General features: G+C 65.3%; 22 protein-coding genes. 13 read left to right on the top strand and 9 right to left on the bottom strand.

Features of this window, described 5'->3' with window-relative positions; all coding sequences use genetic code 11:
* The first annotated feature begins 41 nt into the window (after window positions 1–41).
* The 4 genes from EZM81_RS11895 to EZM81_RS11910 all read left to right on the top strand — a co-directional run bounded on the left by EZM81_RS11895 (window position 42) and on the right by EZM81_RS11910 (window position 4,069).
* Window positions 42–1,847, top strand: coding sequence for an alpha/beta hydrolase (locus tag EZM81_RS11895; RefSeq protein WP_136645870.1), 1,806 nt, complete (start codon window positions 42–44; stop codon window positions 1,845–1,847).
* Between the two features lie 155 nt (window positions 1,848–2,002).
* Complete coding sequence (locus EZM81_RS11900; protein ID WP_135449943.1) at window positions 2,003–2,452, top strand: Phasin; 450 nt, start codon at window positions 2,003–2,005, stop codon at window positions 2,450–2,452.
* A 123-nt stretch (window positions 2,453–2,575) separates the two neighbouring features.
* Window positions 2,576–3,127: a polyhydroxyalkanoate synthesis repressor PhaR gene (gene phaR / locus EZM81_RS11905; RefSeq protein WP_135449942.1), complete on the top strand. Its 552-nt coding sequence runs from the start codon at window positions 2,576–2,578 to the stop codon at window positions 3,125–3,127.
* Window positions 3,128–3,130: 3 nt separating this feature from the next.
* Window positions 3,131–4,069 carry a LysR family transcriptional regulator gene (locus tag EZM81_RS11910; protein ID WP_135449941.1) on the top strand — a complete coding sequence of 313 codons (939 nt, stop codon included), beginning with the start codon at window positions 3,131–3,133 and terminating at the stop codon, window positions 4,067–4,069.
* A gap of 92 nt (window positions 4,070–4,161) precedes the next feature.
* On the opposite strand, the gene EZM81_RS11915 is transcribed toward EZM81_RS11910, so the two are convergent.
* The 7 genes from EZM81_RS11915 to EZM81_RS11945 all read right to left on the bottom strand — a co-directional run bounded on the left by EZM81_RS11915 (window position 4,162) and on the right by EZM81_RS11945 (window position 13,304).
* Window positions 4,162–5,349: a DegT/DnrJ/EryC1/StrS aminotransferase family protein gene (locus EZM81_RS11915; RefSeq protein WP_136645871.1), complete on the bottom strand. Its 1,188-nt coding sequence runs from the start codon at window positions 5,347–5,349 to the stop codon at window positions 4,162–4,164.
* A 94-nt stretch (window positions 5,350–5,443) separates the two neighbouring features.
* Window positions 5,444–5,989, bottom strand: coding sequence for a sarcosine oxidase subunit gamma (locus tag EZM81_RS11920; RefSeq protein WP_169052361.1), 546 nt, complete (start codon window positions 5,987–5,989; stop codon window positions 5,444–5,446).
* Window positions 5,982–8,894 (bottom strand): sarcosine oxidase subunit alpha family protein, encoded by a 2,913-nt coding sequence (locus EZM81_RS11925; protein WP_136645873.1) that lies wholly within the window; start codon window positions 8,892–8,894, stop codon window positions 5,982–5,984. The genes EZM81_RS11920 and EZM81_RS11925 overlap by 8 nt, the downstream gene beginning before the upstream one ends.
* Window positions 8,891–9,154: a sarcosine oxidase subunit delta gene (locus tag EZM81_RS11930; RefSeq protein ID WP_136645874.1), complete on the bottom strand. Its 264-nt coding sequence runs from the start codon at window positions 9,152–9,154 to the stop codon at window positions 8,891–8,893. Before EZM81_RS11930 ends, EZM81_RS11925 begins: the two co-directional genes overlap by 4 nt.
* A 173-nt stretch (window positions 9,155–9,327) precedes the next feature.
* Entirely contained in the window at window positions 9,328–10,578 is a 1,251-nt protein-coding gene (locus EZM81_RS11935; RefSeq protein ID WP_135449936.1) for a sarcosine oxidase subunit beta family protein, read from the bottom strand.
* A 138-nt stretch (window positions 10,579–10,716) separates the two neighbouring features.
* Entirely contained in the window at window positions 10,717–11,640 is a 924-nt protein-coding gene (locus tag EZM81_RS11940; RefSeq protein WP_136645875.1) for a glycosyltransferase, read from the bottom strand.
* Window positions 11,641–11,870: 230 nt separating this feature from the next.
* A complete protein-coding gene (locus EZM81_RS11945) occupies window positions 11,871–13,304 on the bottom strand; it encodes a Glu/Leu/Phe/Val dehydrogenase (protein WP_136645876.1) in 1,434 nt (477 codons plus the stop codon).
* A 442-nt stretch (window positions 13,305–13,746) separates the two neighbouring features.
* Here EZM81_RS11945 and EZM81_RS11950 point away from each other — a divergent pair, with 442 nt between their 5' ends.
* The 9 genes from EZM81_RS11950 (at window position 13,747) to EZM81_RS11990 (ending at window position 21,987) form a co-directional block, all read left to right on the top strand.
* A complete protein-coding gene (locus EZM81_RS11950) occupies window positions 13,747–15,519 on the top strand; it encodes a Tad domain-containing protein (protein ID WP_169052362.1) in 1,773 nt (590 codons plus the stop codon).
* Window positions 15,516–16,070: a TadE/TadG family type IV pilus assembly protein gene (locus EZM81_RS11955; RefSeq protein ID WP_136645878.1), complete on the top strand. Its 555-nt coding sequence runs from the start codon at window positions 15,516–15,518 to the stop codon at window positions 16,068–16,070. The genes EZM81_RS11950 and EZM81_RS11955 overlap by 4 nt, the downstream gene beginning before the upstream one ends.
* Window positions 16,071–16,077: 7 nt before the next feature.
* Window positions 16,078–16,662, top strand: coding sequence for a hypothetical protein (locus tag EZM81_RS11960; RefSeq protein WP_136645879.1), 585 nt, complete (start codon window positions 16,078–16,080; stop codon window positions 16,660–16,662).
* A gap of 74 nt (window positions 16,663–16,736) precedes the next feature.
* Entirely contained in the window at window positions 16,737–16,961 is a 225-nt protein-coding gene (locus EZM81_RS11965; RefSeq protein WP_135450028.1) for a hypothetical protein, read from the top strand.
* Between the two features lie 67 nt (window positions 16,962–17,028).
* A complete protein-coding gene (locus tag EZM81_RS11970; protein WP_135449930.1) occupies window positions 17,029–18,324 on the top strand; it encodes a homoserine dehydrogenase in 1,296 nt (431 codons plus the stop codon).
* A gap of 61 nt (window positions 18,325–18,385) precedes the next feature.
* Window positions 18,386–18,886 (top strand): hypothetical protein, encoded by a 501-nt coding sequence (locus EZM81_RS11975; RefSeq protein WP_169052363.1) that lies wholly within the window; start codon window positions 18,386–18,388, stop codon window positions 18,884–18,886.
* Between the two features lie 51 nt (window positions 18,887–18,937).
* Window positions 18,938–19,486, top strand: a complete 549-nt coding sequence (locus tag EZM81_RS11980; RefSeq protein WP_136645881.1) for a hypothetical protein — start codon at window positions 18,938–18,940, stop codon at window positions 19,484–19,486.
* Between the two features lie 78 nt (window positions 19,487–19,564).
* Window positions 19,565–20,530, top strand: a complete 966-nt coding sequence (glpX, locus tag EZM81_RS11985) for a class II fructose-bisphosphatase (RefSeq protein WP_136645882.1) — start codon at window positions 19,565–19,567, stop codon at window positions 20,528–20,530.
* Between the two features lie 167 nt (window positions 20,531–20,697).
* Entirely contained in the window at window positions 20,698–21,987 is a 1,290-nt protein-coding gene (locus tag EZM81_RS11990) for an O-acetylhomoserine aminocarboxypropyltransferase/cysteine synthase family protein (RefSeq protein WP_135449927.1), read from the top strand.
* A gap of 17 nt (window positions 21,988–22,004) precedes the next feature.
* On the opposite strand, the gene EZM81_RS11995 is transcribed toward EZM81_RS11990, so the two are convergent.
* Window positions 22,005–22,763, bottom strand: coding sequence for a hypothetical protein (locus EZM81_RS11995; RefSeq protein ID WP_136645883.1), 759 nt, complete (start codon window positions 22,761–22,763; stop codon window positions 22,005–22,007).
* Entirely contained in the window at window positions 22,763–23,908 is a 1,146-nt protein-coding gene (locus EZM81_RS12000; RefSeq protein ID WP_136645884.1) for a hypothetical protein, read from the bottom strand. The genes EZM81_RS11995 and EZM81_RS12000 overlap by 1 nt, the downstream gene beginning before the upstream one ends.
* Window positions 23,909–23,935 lie beyond the last annotated feature (27 nt).

Raw genomic sequence — 23,935 nt, forward strand, 5'->3', positions numbered from 1 at the left:
GCAATGCTGCACGGCGGCGAAGATAGGGGGGAAACATTGGCATGACAACAGAAGAGAAGACCCCCGACAGCCCCGAGGCCCGCACCGCCCGGCTGAATGCCAACCTGGCCAGGGTTGAGGAACTGTCAAAGCGTCTGACGGCAGCCCTGACCCGGCGCCGCCATGTTGACCCCGCCCTGCACGGCCCCGCGCCCGATGTCTACATGAAGGCTGCGGCCGCCTGGCTGGCCGAGATGATGCAGAACCCCGCCAAGATGGTGGAACATCAGGTCAACTACTGGGGCAAGACGCTGAAACACTATGTCGAGGCGCAGCAGACCCTTGCCAAGGGCGAGTTCAGGGCCCCGCCCGACCCCGGCCCCAGGGACCGCCGGTTCAGCAATCCGCTCTGGGACACGCATCCCTTCTTCAACTACCTGAAACAGCAGTATCTGCTGAACGCCGAGGCAATATCGACCGCCGTGGGCGACCTGGAGACGCTTTCGCCCGAGGACCGCCGCCGGGTGGAGTATTTCACCAGACAGATCGTCGACATGTTCAGCCCGACGAATTTCCTGGGCACCAACCCCGAGGCGCTGGAACGCGCGGTCGAGACCGACGGCGAAAGCCTGGTGCAGGGGCTGGAGAACCTGGTGCGCGACATCGAGGCCAATCAGGGCGACCTACTGGTGACGCTGGCTGACCGCGAGGCGTTCAAGGTCGGCGAAAATCTCGCGACCACTCCGGGCGCCGTGGTCTACCGCAACCGGATGCTGGAGCTGATCCAGTACGAACCGACGACCGAGAAGGTCCACAAGACGCCCTTGCTGATCTTTCCGCCCTGGATCAACAAGTTCTACATTCTGGATCTGAAGCCCGCGAATTCGCTGATCAAATGGATCGTGGACCAGGGCTTCACCCTGTTCGTCGTTTCCTGGGTCAATCCCGACGCGAGCTACGCCGGGACCGGAATGGACGACTACATCCGCGATGGCTATCTGCGCGCGATGGCCGAGGTCCGGCGCATCACCGGCGAAAAGCAGATCAACGCGGTCGGCTATTGCATTGCCGGCACCACCCTGGCCCTGACGCTGGCGCATCTGAACAAGGCCGGGGACAAGACGGTCAAAAGTGCCACCTTCCTCACCACGCTTACCGATTTCTCCGACCCTGGCGAAGTGGGCGTCTTCCTGAATGACGATTTCGTTGACGGAATCGAACGGCAGACCGAACGTGACGGCATCCTGTCAAAATTCTTCATGAGCCGCACCTTCAGCTTCCTGCGTTCGAACGACCTGATCTACACGCCGGCGATCAAGTCCTACATGCTGGGCGAGGCGCCGCCTGCCTTCGACCTGCTGTACTGGAACGGCGATGGGACCAACCTGCCCGCGAAGATGGCCGTCGAATACCTGCGCGGGCTTTGCCAGCAGGATGGCTTTGCAAAGGGCGAGTTCAAGGTCTTCGGCCAACCGGTCAGCCTTGCCGACGTTACGCAGCCGCTCTGCGCTGTCGCCTGCGAGACAGATCACATCGCCCACTGGCGCGGCAGTTTCAACGGCATCAAGCAGATGGGCTCTCGGGACAAGACCTTCATACTTTCGGAGTCGGGCCATATCGCCGGCATCATCAACCCGCCTTCGAAGGACAAGTATGGCCATTACACCAACGATGCCCCCGTGGCAGGTGACCCGGACGCGTGGCTGAAGGGCGCCACCTTCCACAAGGGCAGCTGGTGGCCGCGCTGGGGCGAATGGCTCAAGGCGCACTCGGGGCCGCTGGTCAAGGCAAGGATACCAGCCGATTCGCTGGCACCGGCACCGGGAACCTATGTGGTCGCAACGCCGGTGCTCGAGCCGACAAGCTGACATTTCAGCCGCTTTACGCAGGGTTAACGCCAGCAACTTGCGGTTTTGCTGCATTGCAGAAAAAGACTTGCAATGCTGCACCGCAGCATCTATATCTCTGTCATCAAGACGGGGTAGCATCCCCGATACCGAAGCCCCCAGATCGGAGTGATCAGATGACCAAGACCCCGGATTTCACCAAAGTCGTGCAGGACATGATGGCCTCGTTCCCGGTTGACGCCTCGGCGTTCCAGAACGCGTTCAAGACCCAGGCCGCCTTCGCTGAGAAGTTTTCGAAAGTGGCGATCGAAGCTGCCGAGAAATCGACCGAGATTTCGGCCAAATGGGCCAAGGACACCCTGGCCAAGGTTGCCGACATGTCGAAGGCCAAAGCCGAGCCGGCCGACTACACCAAGGCGGTGACCGACTTCGCCTCGGCCGCGGCCGAGATGACCGCCGAAAACCTTGCTGCCTTCGCCGAAGTCGCGAAGAAGGTTCAGATGGAAACCGTCGAGCTGATGCTGGCCGCCGGCAAGGACATGTCTGAAGATGCGACCGCCGCCGTCAAGAAGGCCACCGCGGAGGTGACCTCTGCCGCCAAGAAGGCCGCTGCGGCTGCGAAGTAATCGCAGAACGGCAGCATCTCTTCAGGATGCGGGCGGGCCGGGTCAACCCCAGCCCGCCCTTTCTTTTTGAATTTCCCTCCCCTAGACTTCTCTGCAACCGCGAAATTCCCCGGGGAGGGACCGATGGCCGAAACCGACAAGCCGCTTCTGATCAAGCGTTACGCCAGCCGCAGGCTCTACAACACCGAGACATCGGATTACGTCACGCTGGAAGACATCGCAGGGTTCATCCGCGCCGGACGCGAGGTGCAGATCGTCGATCTGAAGACGGGCGACGATCTGACCCGGCAATACCTGCTACAGATCGTGGCCGAACATGAATCGAAAGGCGAAAGCGTCCTGCCCGTGGACGTGCTGACCGACCTCGTGCGCAGCTATGCCACCGGCATGCAAGCAGTGATGCCGCAATTCCTCGCTGCCAGCTTCGAGATGTTGCGGAACAGCCAGGCCAAGATGATGGAGAACCTCTCTGCCTTTCCCAACCCGATGGCCGCCGTCCCTGGCTTCGAGGCGATGCGCAAGCAGCAGGAAGCCTTCCTCAAGTCGATGATGGGCGGCATGCCCGGCTGGGGCGGGTCGGGGCCCGCAAGGGAAGAGGACACCGCCGCATCCGACGACATTGCCGAGATCAAGAAGCAACTGGCCGAGTTGCAGAAGAAACTCTCCAAGCTCTGACCCATGGCCGAGGCTGAGGGCCGCGTCACGCTGTGGGGGATCGAAGTCTTCGTCGCCGCCGCCGAGGAAGGTTCGATTTCGGCTGCCGCACGTCGTCTGGGCGTGTCGCCTTCGGCCGTCAGCCAGCAGCTTTCCGGGCTTGAATCCGCACTAGGCGCCGTCCTGCTGGACCGTTCCGGCCGGCCGATGCCGGTCACGCCTGCCGGTGCCATGTTCCGCCGCCACGCCCAGACCATCCTGAACGCAGCCAGCGAGGCGCGTGCCGAACTGGCCATGGCCGATCTTGCAGGGATGACCACGCTGCGGCTGGGCGTGATCGAGGATTTCGACAGCGACGTGACGCCCTACCTGCTCAGCGCACTGTCGCGTGAGTTGAAGGGCTGCCGGTTCCTGCTGGAAACCGGTGCCAGCCACCGGCTGCTTGACCAGCTTGAGGCCCGCGCGCTGGACGTGGTGATCGCCGCAGATGCCGAAGCCGAGGGCCACTGGCGCGAGGTGCATCCCCTGATGGCGGAACCCTTCGTCGCCGTCGCACCCGTCGGCGCCCGTGTCGAGGATTTGCCGCTGATCCTTTATACTGCCCGCCACCTGATGGGCCGTCAGATCGCCGCGCATCTGGCGCGGCACGGGGTGCGTCCCGCACATCGGTTCGAACTGGACAGCTACGCCGCGATCCTGGCGATGGTCGCCGGCGGAGAAGGGTGGACAATCCTGACGCCCCTGGCCCTGCATCAGGCCCGCGGTTTCCGCGACAGGGTGGAGCTTCGCCCCCTGCCCTTTGCGCCGCTGCACCGGACGCTGTCGCTGTCCGCCCGCGCAGGCATCCTGAAGGACATCCCGTCGCAGATCACCGCAAGGCTGAAGCCGCTGATAGCCGGCCATGTCATCGGACCGGCACTGGCCGATCATCCCTGGCTCGCCCCGGCGCTACGGGTTCTATAGGCGACCGCCCCTGCCCAAGTGTGCCCGAGTGCCTGTCAGTCATCTCCTGGCCTTGCGCGTGAGGCGACGCGAATCGGGCAAGACGCCTTCCGCTAGCCCCGGATCTCGACCGCCGCATCCACGATGGCGGCGGCGATGAAATCCAGCTCGGCCTCGGTCAACCGTGTCGGCAGGCGCACGTCGCAGGCCCGCATCAGCATCGCGCGGGTCTTTGGCAGCTCTGGCACATCCTCCAGGAACTGCCAGTTCCAGAAGGCACGGGCGTTGCCCTCGCTCAGGCCGAACACCTGCACCGATACCCCTCGCGCCTTGGCGGCGGTCTGGAAATCGACTGCCTGCTGGTCCGTCCATCCGCCCACCAGGTTGAACTGGATCGAATCCGGCGCGCGCTCCTCCGGCCCCAGGGCCTCGGGCACCGCCAGATGCGCCGATCGGTTCAGCTTGGCCGCCACCCGGTCATGCCCGGCCCGGCCCTTGGCCACGCGTTCGGCCACCAGGGGCAATTGCGGCCGGATCACCGCCGCCGACAGGTTCTGCATGCGCAGATTGTAAAGCGGCAGCCGGTTCTGCCAGTGCGCGCAGGAATTGGTCAGACCGGGATGCTTCTTCCAGTTGGTCTCATAGGCGCCCGACATGATGATCGCCTTCGCCGCGATCTCGGGATCGTCGGTGATAAGGATCCCGCCCTCGCCCGCGTTGACCAGCTTGTAGGACTGGAAGCTGAAACAGCCCACCTTGCCGATGGTGCCGATGTTGCGCCCGCCCCAGACCGTGCCCAGCGAATGCGCCGCATCCTCGATCACCGGGACGCCCGCCGCATCGCAGAGCGCCATGATCGCGTCCATGTCGGACGTATGCCCTCGCATGTGCGAAATCATCACCGCATCCGCGCCTGGCAGCTTGGCAGCGAAATCCGCCATGTCCACGCGGTAGTTGTCGCCCACCTCGACCAGCACCGGCACACAGTCGGCATGCACCACGCTGGACGGGACAGCCGCGAAGGTGAAGGCAGGGATCAGCACCTTCGCGCCCCTAGGCAGGTCCAGCGCCTTCAAGGACAGAAACAGCGCCGCCGAACAGGACGAGACCGCCAACGCATAGCGCGCCCCCAGAAGCTCGGCGAACTCCTGCTCCAAAAGGGCAACCGGCGCATCCGACGGTGCGGTATAGCGGAACAGGTCGCCCGATGCGAGAAGCCGGTCGATCTCGGCCCGCGCGGCCTCAGGGATCGGTTCGGCGTCATAGACATTGGGGGCGAGGGTCTGACCGTCGGGGGCCATTCGTGCACCTTTTCTGAAACTCAGGTTCAGGAAAGGTGTAAACGCCGCATTGATGACGCGCCAGTGACAAATTCGGCGGTCTGCAGTTCTCCGCCTAGATTTTCACCGCCTGTCGCGCCGCGACCATGGATATTGTGCCTTCCAACTCGTGCCAGGCGGTGCGTGCCATGGACCGGAAGACCATGATCTCAAGCTCATGATCCCCCGTTCGCAGGATCACGGCATTCATGTGGTTCACCTGGGTTCGCGCCACCCGCCCGGCAGGAAAGGCAGAAGACCGCAGGTCCACCGGCACCAGCCGTGCCAGCACATCGACGGCGGCGGCGCCCGAAATCCCAAGCACTGCCCAGCCGTCGCTCTGATCGGTCAACGCCGCTCCCTCGGTAGCCGGGGGTGCGACCCCCATCAGGAAGGCTTGCTCGCGCCCGGTCCAGACAATGCGCGCACCTTTCTTTTCGATGAAGGTATTGGGGGGCGGAAAGGTCAGACCCAGGGTCTTCAGCCCTTTTGCCGCCAGCTTCGCCCCGCCCGGATACAGCGCAACCGAGGTGATCGGGCCGGGGTCCAGTTCCGCCAGCGTCACCCCGCCAAGCGTCAGGCGGCGCCCGCCCAGGGCCGATTTCGCGATCAGTTCAGGCACGCAGCTTCTCCCCTGCCGGATCGTGGAATACAGGGTCGCATACCTCGCAGATCACGTCGATGCCGCGCAGGTGATCGACCAGCCGGATCTTCTCGCCATGCCGGTTGCGCCCGTCTTTCAGGAAGGCAAGGGCCAGCCAGGCGCCCAGCGTGGGCGACCAGCAGACACTGGTGACATAGCCCTGGTCGGTTTCGCGGTGAATCTCCATTCCCGGCACGAAGAGATGCGCACCGGCGCTTATCGGGGCGCTGGCCTTCAGGCCCACCAGCTGCTCGCGCTCCGGCCCCCAGAGGCCGGGCCTCTGCGCCGCCGCCTTGCCGATGCAGTCCTTCTTGGCACTGATCATCCTTTCCATGCCGATGTCATGCGCGGTGACGCGACCGTGGATCTCGGCATGGGTGATGAAGCCCTTCTCGATCCGCAGGACGTTAAGCGCCTCCATCCCGTAGGGTCCGCCGCCCATGGTCTCCGCCCGCGCCACCAGATCGCGGAACAGCGCCTCGCCATAGCGGGTTGGAACGGCAAGCTCATAACCCTCCTCGCCGCTGAACGAGATGCGGAAGAGCCGCCCCTCCACCCCGCCGACGCGGACCGGCGCCACGCCCATGAAGGGCAGATCAACCGGCTCCTCCAGGAAGGACTGCACCAGCGCCCGCGCCTTCGGCCCGGCCACGGCGAACTGTGCCCAGCTTTCGGTGACGCTGATGAAGCGCACCTGCCAGTCGGCACAGAAGGCCTGATGCACGAAGTCCAGATGCCGCATCACCAGCCCCGCCGCGGCGGTGGTCGTGGTCATCAGATAGTGATCCTCACCCAGCCGGGCGCTCGTGCCGTCATCCAGCACATGCCCGTCCTCGCGCAGCATCAGACCGTAACGAACGCGGCCCACCGGCAGGGTCGAGAAGGTGTTGGTATAGACGAAGTCGAGGAACCTTCCGGAATCCTTGCCCTGGATGTCGATCTTGCCCAGCGTCGAGACATCCGCCACGCCCACCGCCTCGCGCACCATGCGCACCTCGCGGTCGCAGGCCTCGCGCCAGGTGGTCTCGCCGGGCTTCGGGAAGTAGGATGGCCGATACCAAAGCCCCGCCTCGATCATCGGCGCGCCCCGGTCGCGGCTGGCCTGGTCGCTGGTCAGGAAGCGTTGCGGCGCGAACCCTTCGGCCCGCCCCCCCGCCCCCATCGCGGCGATCGACACCGGCGTATAGGGCGGGCGGAAGGTCGTGGTCCCGGTCTCGGGGATGCCGCGCCCGGTGGCATCTGCCAGCACCGCCAGCGCCGCCACGTTCGAGTTCTTGCCCTGATCCGGCGCCATGCCCTGCGTGGTGTAGCGCTTCATGTGCTCGACCGACCGGAAACCCTCCTGCGCGGCCAGCTTCACGTCCTTCGTCGTCACGTCATTGGCAAAGTCGAGCCAGGCCCGCCCCTTGCCCTCGACCGCCCAGAGCGCCTTCAGCACATAGGGCCTATCCTCGGCCTCGGGCAAGGGCAGGTCGGGTGCCTTGCGGCCCAGCGCCTGCACTGCCTGCACCGCCGCCGCGTGGCCGGTGACCAGCGCGCCATGGGTGGACATGCTGCCGTTCGCCGCACCAACCGCGACCAGACCCGGCACCGCGCCCTCCATCGGCACGAAGGCCGCGAGATCCTCGTCCCAGCGCGGGCGGCCGTTCATGTGGCAGGTCAGATGCAGCGTCGGGTTCCAGCCGCCCGACATCGCCAGGCAATCGGTCTCGATCTCGAAGGTCTCGGCCCCCTTGCGGACCGTGATCCCCGTCAGCCCCAGCCGTCCGCGGGTGCCGATCACCTCGCCCCCCACATGGACCGGACAGTCCTCGACGCTAAAGGCATCCGGACGCGGGTCGATGATCGCCGCCACCGTCACTCCCGCCGCCATCAGCTCGCGCGCCACGGCCCGGGCCTGGTCGGTGTTGGCGAACAGCGTCACCCGCTTGCCGGGACTGACGCCATAGCGGTTGAGATAGGTCCTGACCGCCGAGGCCAGCATGATCCCCGGCCGGTCGTTGTCGGGGAAGGCGACCGGGCGCTCCAGCGCGCCCGCGGCGAGGACCGCATGCTTCGCCACGATCCGCCAGAAACATTCGCGCGGCAGGTTGGGACGCGCGGGCTTGTGCAGCCCCACCCGCTCCAGCGCGCCATAGGTGCCGTGGTCATAGGCCCCGGTGACCGTGGTCCGCAGCATCAGCCGCACGTTCGGCAAGGCCTCCAGTTCGGCCAGGACCTGCGCCAGCCACTCGCCCGCCGGCATCCCCCCGATCACGCCGCCATCCGACAGAAGCCGCCCGCCGAAGGCATGGCTCTCGTCGCACAGGATCACATCGGCCCCGGCCCGCCCAGCCGTCAGCGCCGCCATCAGGCCCGCCGGACCGGACCCGATCACCAGCACGTCGCAGAATGCGAAGGCCTTCTCGTAGGTGCCCTCGTCATGCTTGCCTGAGAGGCTCCCCAGTCCCGCCGCCCGGCGGATCAGCGGCTCGTAAAGCCCTTCCCAGAAGGCGCGCGGCCACATGAAGGTCTTGTAGTAGAACCCCGCCCCGAGGAAAGGCCAGAGCAGATCGTTCACCGCCAGCAGATCGAAGCGCAAGCTGCCCAGCCGGTTCTGGCTGCGCGTCTCCAGCCCCTCGAACACCTCCTGCACCGTCGCGCGCACGTTCGGGGTCTGGTTCTTCGGCCCGATCACTTCGACCAGCGCGTTCGGCTCCTCCGACCCCGCGGTCAGCACGCCGCGCGGGCGGTGATACTTGAACGACCGCCCGACCAGCCGAACATCATTGGCCAGAAGCGCCGAGGCCAGCGTGTCGCCCTTGTAGCCGGCGTAATCCTTCCCGTCGAAGCGGAAGCGGACCGGCTTCGTCCGGTCGATCAGCCCCTTGCCGTCGATCCTCATGCCTTGCGCTCCACCACCAGTTCGACGCCGGAAATCTCATGCGTCACCGTGTTCCGGGTGACCAGAAGCCACTGGGAACACCCAGCCTCGTGATACCACAGGTCGCGCGTCACCCCGGCGGGATTGTCCCGCAGGTGCAGGTAGGCGTCCCATTCCGCCAGGGCCGCATCTGCGGCCGGGCGGTGCAGATAGTCCTCTGCCCCATAGTAGTAGAATTCCCGCCGGTCGCGTTCACCGCACAACGGACATCTCAACCGCATGAGCCGGCCCCCGCCTTCTTCCGTTCCCAAATATCCCCGCCAAAGGCATCCGCCCTCTCCGCCAGGCGCAGCGCACCCGATCCCGCGGACGCCCTATGCCAGGCGCCTCCCCTCACCCTGGTGGGGAGGGGATGGGGGTGGGGGGCTGCCCTCTGCTCACGCATCGCCCGCCCTCAATGCAGATTGTGCTGGCTGCCGGTGCCCTCTTCATCCAGAAGATGGCCCGTGGCAAAGCGGTCAAGCCGGAACTTGCGCGCCACCTCGTGCGGCTGATCGGTCGCCATCAGATGCGCCATGCACCAGCCGCTCGCCGGCACCGCCTTGAACCCGCCGTAGTTCCAGCCGCAGTTGAGATAAAGCCCCTCGACATGCGTCCTGTCGATGATGGGCGAGCCATCCGGCGACATGTCCATGATCCCGCCCCAGGACCGCAGCACCTTCGCCCGCCCGATCATCGGCATCAGCGTCATGCCAGCCTCCATCACATGCTCGACCATCGGCAGGTTCCCCCGCGCCGCGTAGCTGGCGTAGAAATCCAGGTCTCCCCCGAACACCAACCCGCCCTTGTCCGACTGGCTGATGTAGAAATGCCCCATGCCGAAGCTGACCACATGGTTGATCACCGGCTTCAGCCCCTCGGTCACGAAAGCCTGCAACACATGGCTCTCGATCGGCAGGCGCATCCCCGCCATCGCCGCGACCTGGCTCGACCGCCCGGCCACAACGATTCCGACCTTCTTCGCCCGGATCGCCCCGCGCGTGGTCTGCACGCCCTTCACCACCCCGTTCTCGATGTCGATGCCCGTGACCTCGCAGTTCTGGATCAGGTCCACGCCCCGCTTGTCCGCCCCCCGCGCATAGCCCCAGGCCACGGCGTCATGCCTGGCCGACCCGCCGCGCGGGTGCAACAGCCCGCCATAGATCGGAAACCGCGTGTTGTCGAAATCGAGATAGGGCAGATGCTCCCGCACTCCCTCGCGATCCAGAAGGATCGCATCATCGCCCTGGTTTATCATCGCATTGCCACGCCGCACGAAGGCGTCGCGCTGCCCGTCGGAATGGAACAGGTTGATGAGGCCGCGCTGCGAATGCATCACGTTGTAGTTCAGCTCGGCCTCCAGCCCCTCCCACAGCTTCAGCGAATGGCTGTAGAACTCGCTGTTGCCCGGCAGAAAGTAGTTGGCGCGCACGATGGTCGTGTTCCGCCCCACGTTGCCGCCACCCAGATAGCCCTTCTCCAGCACCGCGACATTGGTGATCCCGTGGTTCTTGGCCAGGTAATAGGCCGTCGAAAGCCCATGCCCGCCGCCACCGATGATGACCACATCATACTCTGCCTTGGGTGATGGCTCGCGCCAGGCGGGCGTCCAGCCCCTGTTGCCGAAAAGCCCCTCGGTGATGACCCTCAGCCCGGAATATCGCATCGCTTCTGCCTCCCGTTCCGGCCATCAAACCGGAACCGCTGGCATATTCAAGTCCGTGCAAGCAGTTCCTTGGCCATCTGCGACATTACATGTCGGTTGCAACCGATTCCGCCCGATCACGCGCTTCTGGAGACCGGATCAGACCGACCCGGCGGCACCGACACCATAGGCCGCAATACCGGCTGCATGATCGATGTGCTCCTCGGCATCAAGGAACCGCTTGATGCTATCCCGCTTGCCTAGCGGATCCTCTACCAACACAGCCAGTTCACGCATTCGACGCCGCTCCATCTCCAGCGTGAAGCCATCAGGACCAACCCCCGGGTCCAGGAGATGCTCCGCGCCCCGCTTCCGCAAGAATTGCTTCATGTCTGCAAAGATTGCCGGATCGAACAGCCGAAGCCTGTCGTTCCAAGGCTTGATTGGCCCGGTGAAGTGTACAAGCCTCGGCCTCCGCCCCGACACCAACGGATAGCTGGTCTTGGACATCTGCCAGTTCCACCCGGGAGAAAGGCTGTCCCAGTCGCCCTCGATTACGGCATTAAGGGCCGACTGGTCGACATAGAGGCAAAGTCCTTGGTTCTGCTGGAAGAAATCCAGCGCGGCAGTGGAATAGCCGCCGCTGGTCCAGACCGGCCCGTTAACCAACAGCACACCGGAGTTGAAGTAGTTGCTGCCAATCTTGGGATTCAGCGCCGCAACGTACGACTTTTGGTGGCGCAACCGCTCCCGGTCGGGCCAGTGCGACCGGTCGCGCACCGCAGCCAGCGGCCTGCCGGTTTCGGGCAGGTCGAGAAGATCGGCCAGCGAACCCCAAGCCTGGAAGACGTCGCCGTCGAGGTAGATCACGCGGTGATAGATCTTCGCCAGTTCCTCAAGCGCGAACAGCCGCAGTAGTGCGGCAAGAGGCACATGCGTGGTGGGGCTGTAATGGATGGCCCGAGGATATTCTGGCAGATGATGGACCTGCACGCCTTCGGGAAAGACCTCGATCAGATCGTCAGGCACATCACCCACGAGATAGGCGTGGTGGTCCAGCCTGCAAGAACGGTCCAGCGCCATGGAACGGGACAAAACATAAGCGCCCTGCCAAGCCCACGTCGCATCAGAGCAAACCACGACTGCGGCTTCGGCGCCTTCACCAATAGAACTGTTCCGCACCAACCGACCGTCCTGATCACACTGTGTGGACACCACAAATTGCCTTGCTACCGCGATTTTCAAGTCCAGCCGGGCGATCCCGCTGGGCAGCAGTCACTGACGCACCCCAACCGGGCATTGGCGAAACCGGGTCAAAGCCCCTTCGACCGATAGGTCTTCGCCACACGGTCGATCGCCACGATATAGGCCGCGACCCGCAGGTCCTCGACATCCTGCCTGGAATGCCAGACCTCGCGCATCGCCTGGTAGGCCGTGCGCATCGTGTCGTCGAGGCCCGAGCGCACCAGCGCCAGCTCGTCCGAGCCGGTCAGGAAGCGCTCCTTGAAATCCTCGGCCAAGGTCCAGCCCAGGCCCTTGTCGGCGCTGAGCCGTTCCAGTTCCTCGACGAGCAGACGGCTCCGCGCCTCTTCCGCGCGGCGCTGCATCCGGCCAAAGCGGATGTGAGACAGGTTCTTGACCCATTCGAAATAGGAAACGGTCACGCCCCCGGCATTGGCGTACATGTCAGGAATGATGACACAGCCCTTGCGACGCAGGATCTCGTCGGCGCCGAAGGTGACGGGGCCGTTCGCCGCCTCGACGATCAGGGGCGCCCTTATGCGCTCGGCGTTGGACAGGTTGATGACCCCCTCCATAGCCGCCGGGATCAGAATGTCGCAAGCGGTTTCGAGCAACGACGCGCCGTCGGCTACATGCGTGCCACGAGGAAAGCCCGCGACAGCGCCGCCGTTGGCGTTCATCCACTGACGCAGTTCCTCGATGGGCAGGCCCGCCTCGTTCACGATCGCGCCGTCGCGCTCGATCACCGCGATGATCTTGCAGCCGTCCTCCTCGGACAGGAACTTCGCCGCATGGTAGCCCACGTTGCCAAGCCCCTGCACGATCACCCGTTTGCCTTCCAGCCCTCCCGTCAGCCCGGCGCGGGCCATGTCGTCCTTGTGGCGGAAGAATTCGCGCATGGCATACTGCACGCCGCGGCCCGTGGCCTCGACCCGCCCCTGAATCCCTCCCGCATGCGGAGGCTTGCCAGTCACGCAGGCCTTGGCATTGATGTCGGTCGTGTTCATCCGCGCATACTGGTCGGCGATCCAGGCCATCTCGCGCTCACCCGTGCCCATGTCGGGGGCCGGCACGTTCTGTGCCGGGTGGATCAGGTCGCGCTTGATCAGCTCATAGGCGAAGCGGCGGGTGATCTGTTCCAGCTCGTGTTCGTCCCATTGGCGCGGATCGATGCACAATCCGCCCTTCGATCCGCCGAACGGCGTTTCCACCAGCGCGCATTTGTAGGTCATCAGCGCGGCCAGCGCCTCGACCTCGTCCTGGCTGACCGAGAGGGCATAGCGGATGCCGCCCTTGACCGGCTCCATATGCTCGGAGTGGACCGAGCGATAGCCGGTGAAGGTCTCTATCTTTCCCCGCAGCCGCACCCCGAAACGCACGGTGTAGGTCGAGTTGCAGACGCGGATCTTCTGTTCCAGTCCCGGGCTCAGATCCAGCAATCTCGCCGCGCGGTTGAACATCAGATCGACGGATTCCCGGAAACTCGGTTCGCCGGATACCCTCATGCCATGCCTCCATGTCTGGCCGTGCGCCACGCGGCGCCGCAGTTGCACCCTACAGGTCTGGCCGCGTCTGTGAAGCCCGCTTCCACCCGCATCGCCAGCCGTCGCCACGAAAGGGGGCGGACGGGCGATTACCGACAAGCGCGAATCAGGGTGCCAGGCTTTGCCGACGCCCGCATGACGCCCGTGCTTTGCGCCCGGCTTGAGAAAAGCGTCAGCGAAACCCGAAGAATTGTTTCCGAAAACTGCAGATTTCGGCTTCTTCCGAGGCAAATGCCACACTTCTGCCCGATCTTCGATTTTAATGATTATCGGATTTCCTGCCGTCTGCCGGCGGGGCTGCTGCCATTTCATAGGTGTCACGATGCCGAAACCGACTTCCGCATTGGTCCGCAATCGTCACTGCACAGGGCTGCTCCGCTTTCGGGAGGATGAGCGCGGCTCGATGTCGTATTTCTTTCTGCTCATCTTCGTTCTCATGATCATCTTCGGCGGGATTGCCGTGGATGTCATGCGCTTCGAGACCCGGCGCGTCGCGCTGCAGCAGACGATGGACAGGGCAGCCCTTGCGGCCGCCAGTCTCACGCAGACGCGCACGCCGCGAGAGGTGGTGGATGACTGGTTCGGCAAGGCCGGCCTCGGCGCCGATCTCGAAATGGTCCGGTTCAGCGACCCGACGACAGCAGCCATCGCCGATGCCGGGCTGCGGCGGGTGACGGTTTCGGCAAGGGTGCGGTCCTACAACTTCTTCATGGGCATCTTTTCCGATAACGAATACCTGGAAAGCTCGACCGTGTCCGAGGCGACCCAGGGCGTGAACGACATCGAGGTGATGCTCGCGCTAGACATCACAGGGTCGATGAGCGAATCCGCAGGCATGAAGGACGACCCCAAGACGCCGCAGAACGAAGCGTCCTGGTCGAAGATCCAGGCCCTCCGCAGCGCAGCGACCGACTTCGTGAATGTGGTCAAGGAAAACGACAGCCAGAACAGCGTCTCGATCGGACTGGTGCCTTACAACATGCAGGTGAACCTGCCCGCCAACCTGCGCGCGCAGTTCACGGTGACGAACCTGTCGCACTGGGGTGGCGTGGCGAACCAGGGCGTGCCGAACATCAACTGCATCGAGCTGCCGACCTCTACCTACAACCAGACCGCGCTGTCGCGCACGACACCGATGCCCATGGCGTCGGTCGCCGACACGACCGGCACGACGACCAACACGACGAACTTCATCGACCCGACGCTCAGTTCGAATGCCAACGTGGTGCGCCCTGACATCCGGGCGGGCTACCGCATCTGCACGACACTGAACGATGTGCCAAGCACTCCGTTCGATGAATCGACCTACAACCATGTCATGTTGCCGACGAAGAACGGCGCCGCCGTGATCAACCGGATCCAGCAGCTGCAGGCAGCGGGGAACACCTACATCGTGACGGGGATGCGCTGGGCCACGGCTCTGATCGACGAAACCGCGCGGCCCATCTACACCGCCATTGGCGATGCTTCGGTGCAGGGCCGGCCCGCGGACAACAGCGCGAGGGAGACTCGCAAGATCATCATCCTGATGACCGACGGCGACCATGTGACCAGCACCCGTATCGTCGATGCCTACAAGTCAGGCCCATCGCCGATCTGGCGCGGCGCGGATGGGCGCTATGCGATCCGTTTCTGGACTGGCGGCCCGGGATTGCAGGGCGGAACCCGCCCGGCCTGTGCCGGCTCCAACACCTATTTCGTGCCGCACCTCAAGCCGAACTCGGATACCAGCTGCAACAGCACCTCCAGCGCCGGCCGGGTGGCCTGGCTGGCCTCGCCCACATGGACCGGCAGCGGTGCCGTGCGCCAACTTGACTGGAGCGAGGTCTGGCTGGATCTCCGCCTCGATTATGTGGTGCGTCAGCTCTACATGCGCTCGAATGTGAGCGGGACCAGCAATGCCACAACGGTGCGCAACGTCTTCCGCGACACCTTCTACACCAACGAAACGACGATGGATTCACTGTTGCAGACCAACTGCACGGCGGCACGCAATGCCGGTATCGAGATCTATGGAATTGCGTTCAATGCCCCGCCGGAAGGCCAGGCAGCAATCAGAGGCTGTTCCTCCTCGCCGAAGGAAAGCTACTACTTCAACGCCACCGATGGCGACACGCTTTTGGCCGCCTTCCGCGCCATCGCCACCGACATCTCTGCCCTGAGGCTGACACAATGAACCGCCTCGCGCGTTTCCTGGCAGACGAACGCGGCACCGCAACGATCGAGTTCGTCTTCGTGGTGCCGGTCGTCCTGATCATCTTCATGGCGTCGGTCGAAAGCAGCCTGTACATGGCCCGCTATGTCATGCTGGAACGCAGCGTGGACATCGTGGTGCGCGACATACGCCTGGGCAGGCTTGACGGGCTGACGCATGCCGAGCTGAAGCGGCGGATCTGCCAGACCAGCGCGCTGGTCAATTCGGTGCAGCAATGCGTCGATTCCATGCGCATCTGGATGCAGCCGATCAACACCGCGAATTTCGCCATGGTCGCCCCGCCGCGCCACTGCGTGGACCGCAGCGCACCGATCGATCCCTTGGCGCCAGAGCCGAGCGCCACCGAATTTACCTATGGTGCGGATAACGACATCATGCTGCTGCGCATCTGCCTGAAAGAGCGGCCGATGTTTCCCACCACTGCCGTCGGGGCATCCCTGATCGCCGATGGGGAAGGCGACGGCAACTATGCCTTGCTTGCCACGTCCGTCTTTGTCAACGAACCGGGATGACGCCAGCATGACCCGTCTGCGCAACAGCATTCGCGCCTTCGCCAGGGATGAAAGTGGCGCTCTTCTGGCCGAGGCACTGATCCTGCTTCCCATGCTGATCTGGGGCTTCATCGCGCTGGTGGTGTACTGGGACGTGTTCCGCACGATCAACGTCAGCCAGAAGGCTGCCTATTCCATTTCCGATCTTCTGTCGCGGCAGGGGGTGGTCAACACGCAGTTCGTCGACGGGCTAAGCAACGTGCTGCAATTCCTGACACCGGGCGTTCCCGACTCGCGGCTCAGAATCACCAGCATCGAGTACAATGCCCGCGACGACCGATATGAACTTCTGTTCTCGCGCTCACCCGGCGGCAAGGTGCCGGCACATACCCAGACGACGATCCAGACGCTTCGACCACGAATTCCGGTTCTGGCCGATCTCGAATCGGTCATCATCGTCGAAACCTGGGTCGATTACCGGCCGCGGTTCGACACCGGGGTGCTGAACTTCACGCCCGGCGTGTCGGACCAGACCTTCACGCAGTTCATCGTGACCCGGCCGCGGAACTGGCGGCGCATCTGCCTTCAGGGCGCACCCGCCTGCACCAGCTGAGGCAGCGCCTGGGCGCTTTCCTTGTGCCCGGGCCTTCTGTATCGTCGGATGCAATGCGGACGATGCTCATGCCCATGCCATTCCGATCCCTGGTCTGTGCGACCGGCCTTGCCGCAGCAGCATGCGCACCATTCCCCGAGGTCGCGGCGCAGTCCGGTGCGCCCGGCCCCTATCCCGCCATCCTTCCCATCGACCAGCTTCTGGCGCAGGCCGATACCGGCTTGATCGACCCGGCTCAGGATCTTTCCGCGCGGGCAGCAAGTCTGAAGGCGCGGGCCGCGGCTCTTGACGCGCCCTGACGGCGTTGCACCCCGCCCGGCTTCCGGCTAACAGACGGGGGTCCGTCAAAAGCCCGAGGTCCTTCCCATGTCCGCCCCCCTGCGTCTTGGCCTTGCCGGTCTGGGAACCGTCGGTATTGGCGTCGTCAGGATTGTCCAGTCTCAGGCTGACCTGATCGCCGCGCGCGCAGGACGCCCGGTGATCATTACCGCCGTATCGGCGCGCGACCCGAAGAAGAACCGCGATGCGGACCTGTCGGCCTATGCCTGGGAAACCGATCCCGTTGCGCTGGCCCGCCGCCCGGACGTGGATGTGTTCGTCGAGGTGATGGGCGGCCACGAGGGGGCTGCAAGAGCTGCGACCGAGGCGGCCATCGCCGCAGGCAAGGATGTCGTGACCGCCAACAAGGCGCTGCTGGCCCATCACGGCCAGGCGCTGGCCGAAGCGGCCGAGGCCGCTGGTCGCGTCCTGCGGTTCGAGGCCGCGGTCGCGGGCGGCATTCCGGTGATCAAGGCGCTGACCGAAGGGCTGGCCGCCAACCGCATCAGGCGGGTGATGGGCGTGATGAACGGCACCTGCAACTATATCCTTACCCGGATGCAGTCTGCCGGGCTGCCGTACGACGCCGTGTTCGAGGAAGCGCGCCAACTGGGCTATCTGGAGGCAGACCCGAACCTGGACGTGGGCGGCATCGACGCCGGGCACAAGCTGTCGCTTCTCTCGGCGATCGCTTTCGGCACCCGCGTCGCCTTCGGCGCGGTGGAACTGGAAGGTATCGGCAATGTCTCGATCGACGATATCCGCCTGGCCGAAGACATGGGCTACCGGATCAAGCTTCTGGGCGTGGCCCAGATGACCGGTCGGGGGCTGGAGCAGCGGATGACCCCCTGCCTCGTGCCGGCCGACAGCCCGCTCGGCCAGTTGCAGGGCGGCACCAACATGGTGGTGCTGGAAGGCGACAGCGTGGGCCAGATCGTCCTGCGTGGTCCCGGTGCCGGCATGGGCCCGACCGCAAGTGCGGTGATGGCCGACGTGATCGACATCGCCCGAGGACTGCGCCTGCCGACCTTCGGCGTGCCTGCCGCACAGTTGACCGAACCGGTTCCGGCCAGCGCCGCGACGCCCGCGCCCTATTACCTGCGCATGACGCTGCTCGACAAACCCGGGGCACTCGCCAAGATCGCCACCTGTCTTGGCGAGGCCGGGATCTCGATCGACCAGATGCGCCAGCTGCACCGCCCCGGCGACCGGGCTGAGGATGCTGTCGTTCTCATCGTCACCCACAAGGCCGCGCCCGCCGATGTGGCCCATGCCACCAGCCGGTTCGCCGCGACCGGCGTGCTGGTCGGCAATCCGGTGGCGATCCGGATCGAGGAAGTCTGACCGCTTGACAGACCCCGGCCCGCGCGGGACCCTTCGGTCTTTCGATGACCGGGGGGGGCCCATGCTGCGCTGCCTTGCCGCCCTTGCCCTGCTCGCCGCCCCGGTCCAGGCGGAGATGCTGGACGGCGCCGACGATCCGGCCTTCCGGGCCGCACTGACCACGCTGCTGGCCGCCGACGACCCCGCCGCCGTCGCCACCCTGCGCGATCTGGCCAAAGCGGGCAATGCGGCCGCTCTCGTCACCCTGCCGCTGGCGCTGATATGGGTGCCGCCCCAAGGCAACCTCAAGGAGAAGAACGCCCAGCGCCAGGTCGCCGGCGTCAAGGCCCAGGATGCGGCAGCTGAAGCGCATGGCGCCACCGCGCTTTGGGACCTCGGCCGGACCGACACCCCCGAGGACCTGCCCGACCGCGCCGCGGGCCTTCTGGCCGCGGGGGAACCAGAAAAGGCGGCCGTCCTCCTCCGAGCCTGGGTCAACATGACCGGCGCTTTCGGCGATCTGCCACCGCAGCTTCTGTCCGACGACTCTCCAGCCATGCTCGGAGCTTTCGCCCTGACCTGACGGCTGACCGCGGCGGTCTACCAGGACGGGTCGCCGTTGCTGGAGGCGGGTTTGCTGCTGTCGCTCATGCGGGAAGACCGACTGGCCGCCTGGATGGCCTATGTGCAACTTCTGGAAACCGAACCCCGGATTTTCGACATCATTGGCAGCCCGCTTGCCGGCACCGGCCTGTCCGCCGCCGATACCGAAGCGCGGATCGAGGACGCCCGCGCCGTCCGCGCGGTCTGGTTCGGTTTCTCCGTGGACGACATTCCCACCCCCGCCGCCACCGCAACCCGTGCTCGTGACGCCTTGCAAGGCCGGACCGAGCTTCGCCCCGTCACCGACCTTTGCCAGGCGCACTGCCCCGACAGCCTTGCCACCTGCGAAGCCGCAATGCTTGCCTTCCCCGGCCTGCCCGATCCTGGCTTCACCGTTCTGCAACCCTTTTCCGATGCGCTCAACCCGGCCGAATTCGCCGCCTCTGACCGCGGCCTCCTCACCCTGATCCGCCCGCGCCATGACCGCGCCGCCGCCGCCGACCGCGCCATGGCCGAAGCCCTCGACGCCTGCTACGCCGGTGTCCTTGCCCGCCGCGACCAGATTTCCCTCGGCCCCTGACGTCCGTTAGCGTCACCATCCTTGCCGCCCGATCCACCCGCCGCTAGAGCAGACGGAACAAGGCCGGAGGGGGCAAGCATGTCAGAGAAATCGCAATTCCAGGACCGGCTTCTATCGCTGGGCCTCGCCCGGGTGTCGGAAGCCGCCGCCCTCGCCTCAGCGCGCTTCATCGGCCGCGGCGACGAAAAGGCCGCCGATCAGGCCGCCGTCAACGCGATGCGCGACCAGCTGAACCTTCTGGACATCAAGGGTGTCGTCGTCATCGGCGAGGGCGAGCGCGACGAGGCCCCGATGCTTTACATCGGCGAAGAGGTCGGCACCGGCAACGGCCCGGCGGTGGATATCGCGCTGGACCCGCTGGAAGGCACGACCCTCACCGCCAAGGACATGCCGAACGCGCTGACCGTCATCGCCATGGCGCCGCGCGGCACGCTGCTGCACGCGCCCGATGTCTACATGGAAAAGCTGGCCATCGGCCCCGGCCACAAGCCAGGCACGGTGACGCTGGCGCAAAGCCCCTCTGAACGCGTCTCGGCCCTTGCCGCCGCCAAGGGCTGCTCGACCGAGGATATCACCGTCTGCATCCTCGACCGCCCCCGGCACGAGGATCTGATCGCCGAGGTCCGATCCACCGGCGCGGCGATCCGGCTGATCACCGATGGCGACGTGGCGGGCGTCATGCACTGCGCCGAACCCGAAATCACCGGCATTGACATGTACATGGGCTCGGGCGGCGCACCGGAAGGGGTGCTTGCGGCCGCGGCACTGAAATGCATGGGCGGGCAGTTCTACGGCAAGCTATTGTTCCGCAACGACGACGAACGCGCCCGCGCCCGCAAGGCCGGAATCACCAACCTGGACCGCGTCTATACCCGCGACGATCTGGTGAAATCCGACGTGATCTTCGCCGCAACGGGGGTGACGAATGGCTCGTTGCTGGCGGGCATCAAGCGCGAACCCGGCTGGGTGACGCTGGAGACGATCCTGATGCGATCCAAGACCGGCTCGGTCCGCCGAATGACCTATCGCAGCCCGGTGCGCTGAGCCGAACGGCCTTCGCCGCACCTGCATGGACACCCTTCGGCCCGTCGCGGCAAGGCCGAAGGCGGCCCGTGGCAGGAACATTCGGCGGGGTACCTCGCGCCGGCGTGCCCCGTTGCCAGACCCCGCATCCTCCCCTACCCTGCCGTCCGAACACGGAGGGATGACCCATGACCGAAAGACCCCTTGGCTTTGAAACCCTTGCCATTCACGCCGGGGCAGAGCCCGACCCCGCGACCGGCGCGCGGCAGGTGCCGATCTATCAGACCACGGCCTACGTCTTCCGCGATGCGGACCACGCGGCCAAACTCTTCAACCTTCAGGAAGTGGGATACATCTATTCGCGCCTGACCAACCCGACAGTTTCAGCGCTGGCCAACCGCGTTGCGGCGCTAGAAGGCGGGGCGGGTGCCATTGCCTGCTCGTCTGGCCATGCCGCGCAGATCATGGCACTGTTCCCGCTGATGCAGCCGGGGCGCAACATCGTGGCGTCAACCAAGCTGTACGGCGGCACGATCCAGCAGTTCTCCAACACGATCCGCAAGTTCGGCTGGTCGGCGAAATTCGTCGATTTCGATGACCCCAAGGCGATCGAAGCTGCGATCGACGCCGATACCCGCGCGCTTTTCTGCGAAACGATCTGCAACCCCGGCGGCGCGATCAGCGACCTGCCCGCCATCGCTCGGGTGGCGAACCAGGCCCATATCCCGCTGATCGTGGACAACACCACCGCCAGCCCCTACCTGTGCCGCCCGATCGAACATGGCGCGACGCTCGTCGTCCATTCGGCCACCAAGTATCTGACCGGCAACGGCACGGTCACCGGCGGGATCGTCGTGGATTCTGGCAAGTTCGACTGGTCGAAGGACGACAAGTTCCCCTCGCTCTCGCAGCCCGAGCCGGCCTACCACGGCCTCGTCTTCCACCCGACGCTCGGCAACATGGCCTTCACCTTCCACTCCATCGCCATCGGGCTGCGCGACCTCGGCATGACCATGAATCCGCAGGGGGCACATTACACGCTGATGGGAATCGAGACGCTAGCCCTGCGAATGCAGCGCCATGTCGAGAACGCGAAGATCGTCGCCGAATGGCTGGAGCAGGATCCGCGGATCGGTACGGTCACCTGGCCGGGGCTGAAGTCCTCGCCCTACTATCACCTGGCGCAGAAGATCACGCCAAAGGGGCCCGGCGCGCTGTTCACCTTCAGCGTGAAGGGCGGCTATGAGGCCTGCGTCAGGCTGATCGACAATGTGAAGCTGTTCAGCCATGTCGCGAACCTGGGCGACACGCGCAGCCTGATCATCCATTCGGCCTCGACGACGCACCGCCAGCTGACGCCCGAGGCGCAGGTCAAGGCCGGCGCGGCACCGGATGTGGTGCGGGTCTCGATCGGGATCGAGGACGTGCGCGACATCATTGCCGATCTGGATCAAGCCCTGGCAAAGGCAACGGCCTGAGGCCCCCTTCCCGCCGCTCAGTGTCCGACCAGGGGGCCGAGCGGCGGGGCAACCGACATCCCCGCTGGCATCGGGGCCAGCCAGGCGATATGTGCGCGCCCCGATGCCGCCAGAAGATCAAGGTCGATCCGCAGCAGCCGGCAGGACTTGCCGGCATTGTTGCAAGCAATCGTAGCAACGTCGATCGCGTTGCCAAGGGCTGCTTCGGCCGCCCCCGCAGCGTTGTCGGCAATCTCCAGCTCGACAGCGCGCTGATTCAGGACATGGCTGGCAGGATCCGGCATCTCCTGGTCCTGGGGCTTGAGACGGTAGACAAGTTCGATCCGAAATGCCGCCGTTCCCTGCAAAGGATCGACGCTGCCCTCGACCACCCGGGCGGAATCGACGGCGCAGTCTGCGGCGATACGTTCGGTCAGCACGGCACAAAGGGACCGGGCAAGCACCGGGGCACGGATGTCGGCCAGAACCTGAAGATAGGGCTCCTCCGGAAGCTTCTCGCCTTGGGAAAGCAGGGCGGCCAGGTTGGCCTTCAGGGTCAGCGTCGCGCGTCGCGCCGGCACCAGACGCTCTTGCGCCAGGTATGCTTCGGCTTCCAGCCGGGAAACCGGGGTGCCCGTGGCAGAGATCAGCCAAGGCTGGCCTGTATCGGCGCTATTGGCGCGTTCTGTGGCCATGCCGGGATTGCCGGGGTCGATCCCTTGCCAGAACTGCCAGCCGGCAGCGCCGAATCCTGCGGCCATGAGCAGCAGCCCGGTCGAGATCACCAGGCGCAGCATCAGAACCGTGCCCCCTGTCGAAGATTTGTCAGATCACCGAAGGCAAAGGCGGTGGCGATGGCGCGGACGCGCGAGGCAAAATCCTCGCCCTCCGGCACCTGGCCTGCGATTTCCAGATAGATGTCGCGGGTCATTCGCACCTTGGCGCCAAGGATCGGGGCGGAAACCGCCTTGGGTTCGCCCGCACCCGGCACCGGACCGATGATCGAGATCGTGCCTGCCGCATAACCGATCCGGCTTTCGCCCGCCTTCACGCCGAAACTGTCATGAAACCATGTGTCGTACCGCATGGCCGCTTCCAGTTGCGCGGCAACTCGCTGGTCTGCCTCGGCCGCCGTGGACGAGCCGCTGGCGAGATCCTGATAGAGGCGGTGCCCCGGATTCAGCACATAGGCCGGCTCGATGTCGCACGCGCGCAGGCCGCCGTTCAGCAGAACCTCGACCGGCACGACCGGATCAAGATTGGCAACCCCGGCCTGATCCGCACCCAGCAGCACAACCCGTTCGATCCGCGCGCCTTCGGCGAGGTGGATGTTCCACAACCGGTTGCCGGTCCCGCTTTCCAGCACCAGATAGACCGGGGCTCGCGTCTCGGTAACGGCCACATCATAAGCCTCGTAGGCCGGGGCGGAGGCCTGCGCGGGATCTGCCATGCCGGTCCTGCGGTAATGGTCCACGAAGACCTGCACTTCGGCTGCAAGATGCGTATCGTTGTAGGTTGCCAGAGCCGTGGCAACGCCGCTGCTGCCGGCGACCACATGGCCGACGATGCTGCCGGGTTGAGGGGGGGTCAGACGACACCCCAGAATGGGGCGGATCGTTGTGATTTCTGCCGGGACACCCGTTGCCAGTCGCACGGAGTAGCCGGTCACGGCATCGCGGATGAAGACGGGGCTGTTGCCCGGCCCTGCGGCGATCGGCCCCTGCGCCAGCAGTCCCTCTGCGCCGTCCTCTAGGTAATCGGCCGGCGACTGACCGGCGTTGCGCGGCGCGCCGGCCGCGCCCGGCCCGGTCAGCCCTTCCAGAAAGGTGATCGCCGAGTCAGGCAGGATGGCCTCGAACATGCGCGGGCGCAGGACGACAAAGGCCAGGGCCGCCAGAAGGATGGCGCCGAAAACCAGCATCCTGAACGCCGCGCGCACCATTCCCCTGCCTTGCCACTGTCGTTGCCT

Source organism: Tabrizicola sp. YIM 78059, assembly GCF_004959785.1.
In the GTDB taxonomy this organism is placed as follows: Bacteria; Pseudomonadota; Alphaproteobacteria; order Rhodobacterales; family Rhodobacteraceae; genus Tabrizicola; species Tabrizicola caldifontis.

Bases quoted from the DNA above. Each gene is read 5' to 3' on its own strand.
- EZM81_RS11895 (WP_136645870.1), top strand. From the start codon at position 42: ATGACAACAGAAGAGAAGACCCCCGACAGCCCCGAGGCCCGCACCGCC.
- EZM81_RS11900 (WP_135449943.1), top strand. From the start codon at position 2,003: ATGACCAAGACCCCGGATTTCACCAAAGTCGTGCAGGACATGATGGCC.
- phaR (WP_135449942.1), top strand. From the start codon at position 2,576: ATGGCCGAAACCGACAAGCCGCTTCTGATCAAGCGTTACGCCAGCCGC.
- EZM81_RS11910 (WP_135449941.1), top strand. From the start codon at position 3,131: ATGGCCGAGGCTGAGGGCCGCGTCACGCTGTGGGGGATCGAAGTCTTC.
- EZM81_RS11915 (WP_136645871.1), bottom strand. From the start codon at position 5,349: ATGGCCCCCGACGGTCAGACCCTCGCCCCCAATGTCTATGACGCCGAA.
- EZM81_RS11925 (WP_136645873.1), bottom strand. From the start codon at position 8,894: ATGAGGATCGACGGCAAGGGGCTGATCGACCGGACGAAGCCGGTCCGC.
- EZM81_RS11930 (WP_136645874.1), bottom strand. From the start codon at position 9,154: ATGCGGTTGAGATGTCCGTTGTGCGGTGAACGCGACCGGCGGGAATTC.
- EZM81_RS11935 (WP_135449936.1), bottom strand. From the start codon at position 10,578: ATGCGATATTCCGGGCTGAGGGTCATCACCGAGGGGCTTTTCGGCAAC.
- EZM81_RS11940 (WP_136645875.1), bottom strand. From the start codon at position 11,640: ATGGCGCTGGACCGTTCTTGCAGGCTGGACCACCACGCCTATCTCGTG.
- EZM81_RS11945 (WP_136645876.1), bottom strand. From the start codon at position 13,304: ATGAGGGTATCCGGCGAACCGAGTTTCCGGGAATCCGTCGATCTGATG.
- EZM81_RS11950 (WP_169052362.1), top strand. From the start codon at position 13,747: ATGTCGTATTTCTTTCTGCTCATCTTCGTTCTCATGATCATCTTCGGC.
- EZM81_RS11955 (WP_136645878.1), top strand. From the start codon at position 15,516: ATGAACCGCCTCGCGCGTTTCCTGGCAGACGAACGCGGCACCGCAACG.
- EZM81_RS11960 (WP_136645879.1), top strand. From the start codon at position 16,078: ATGACCCGTCTGCGCAACAGCATTCGCGCCTTCGCCAGGGATGAAAGT.
- EZM81_RS11965 (WP_135450028.1), top strand. From the start codon at position 16,737: ATGCCATTCCGATCCCTGGTCTGTGCGACCGGCCTTGCCGCAGCAGCA.
- EZM81_RS11970 (WP_135449930.1), top strand. From the start codon at position 17,029: ATGTCCGCCCCCCTGCGTCTTGGCCTTGCCGGTCTGGGAACCGTCGGT.
- EZM81_RS11975 (WP_169052363.1), top strand. From the start codon at position 18,386: ATGCTGCGCTGCCTTGCCGCCCTTGCCCTGCTCGCCGCCCCGGTCCAG.
- glpX (WP_136645882.1), top strand. From the start codon at position 19,565: ATGTCAGAGAAATCGCAATTCCAGGACCGGCTTCTATCGCTGGGCCTC.
- EZM81_RS11990 (WP_135449927.1), top strand. From the start codon at position 20,698: ATGACCGAAAGACCCCTTGGCTTTGAAACCCTTGCCATTCACGCCGGG.
- EZM81_RS11995 (WP_136645883.1), bottom strand. From the start codon at position 22,763: ATGCTGCGCCTGGTGATCTCGACCGGGCTGCTGCTCATGGCCGCAGGA.
- EZM81_RS12000 (WP_136645884.1), bottom strand. From the start codon at position 23,908: ATGGTGCGCGCGGCGTTCAGGATGCTGGTTTTCGGCGCCATCCTTCTG.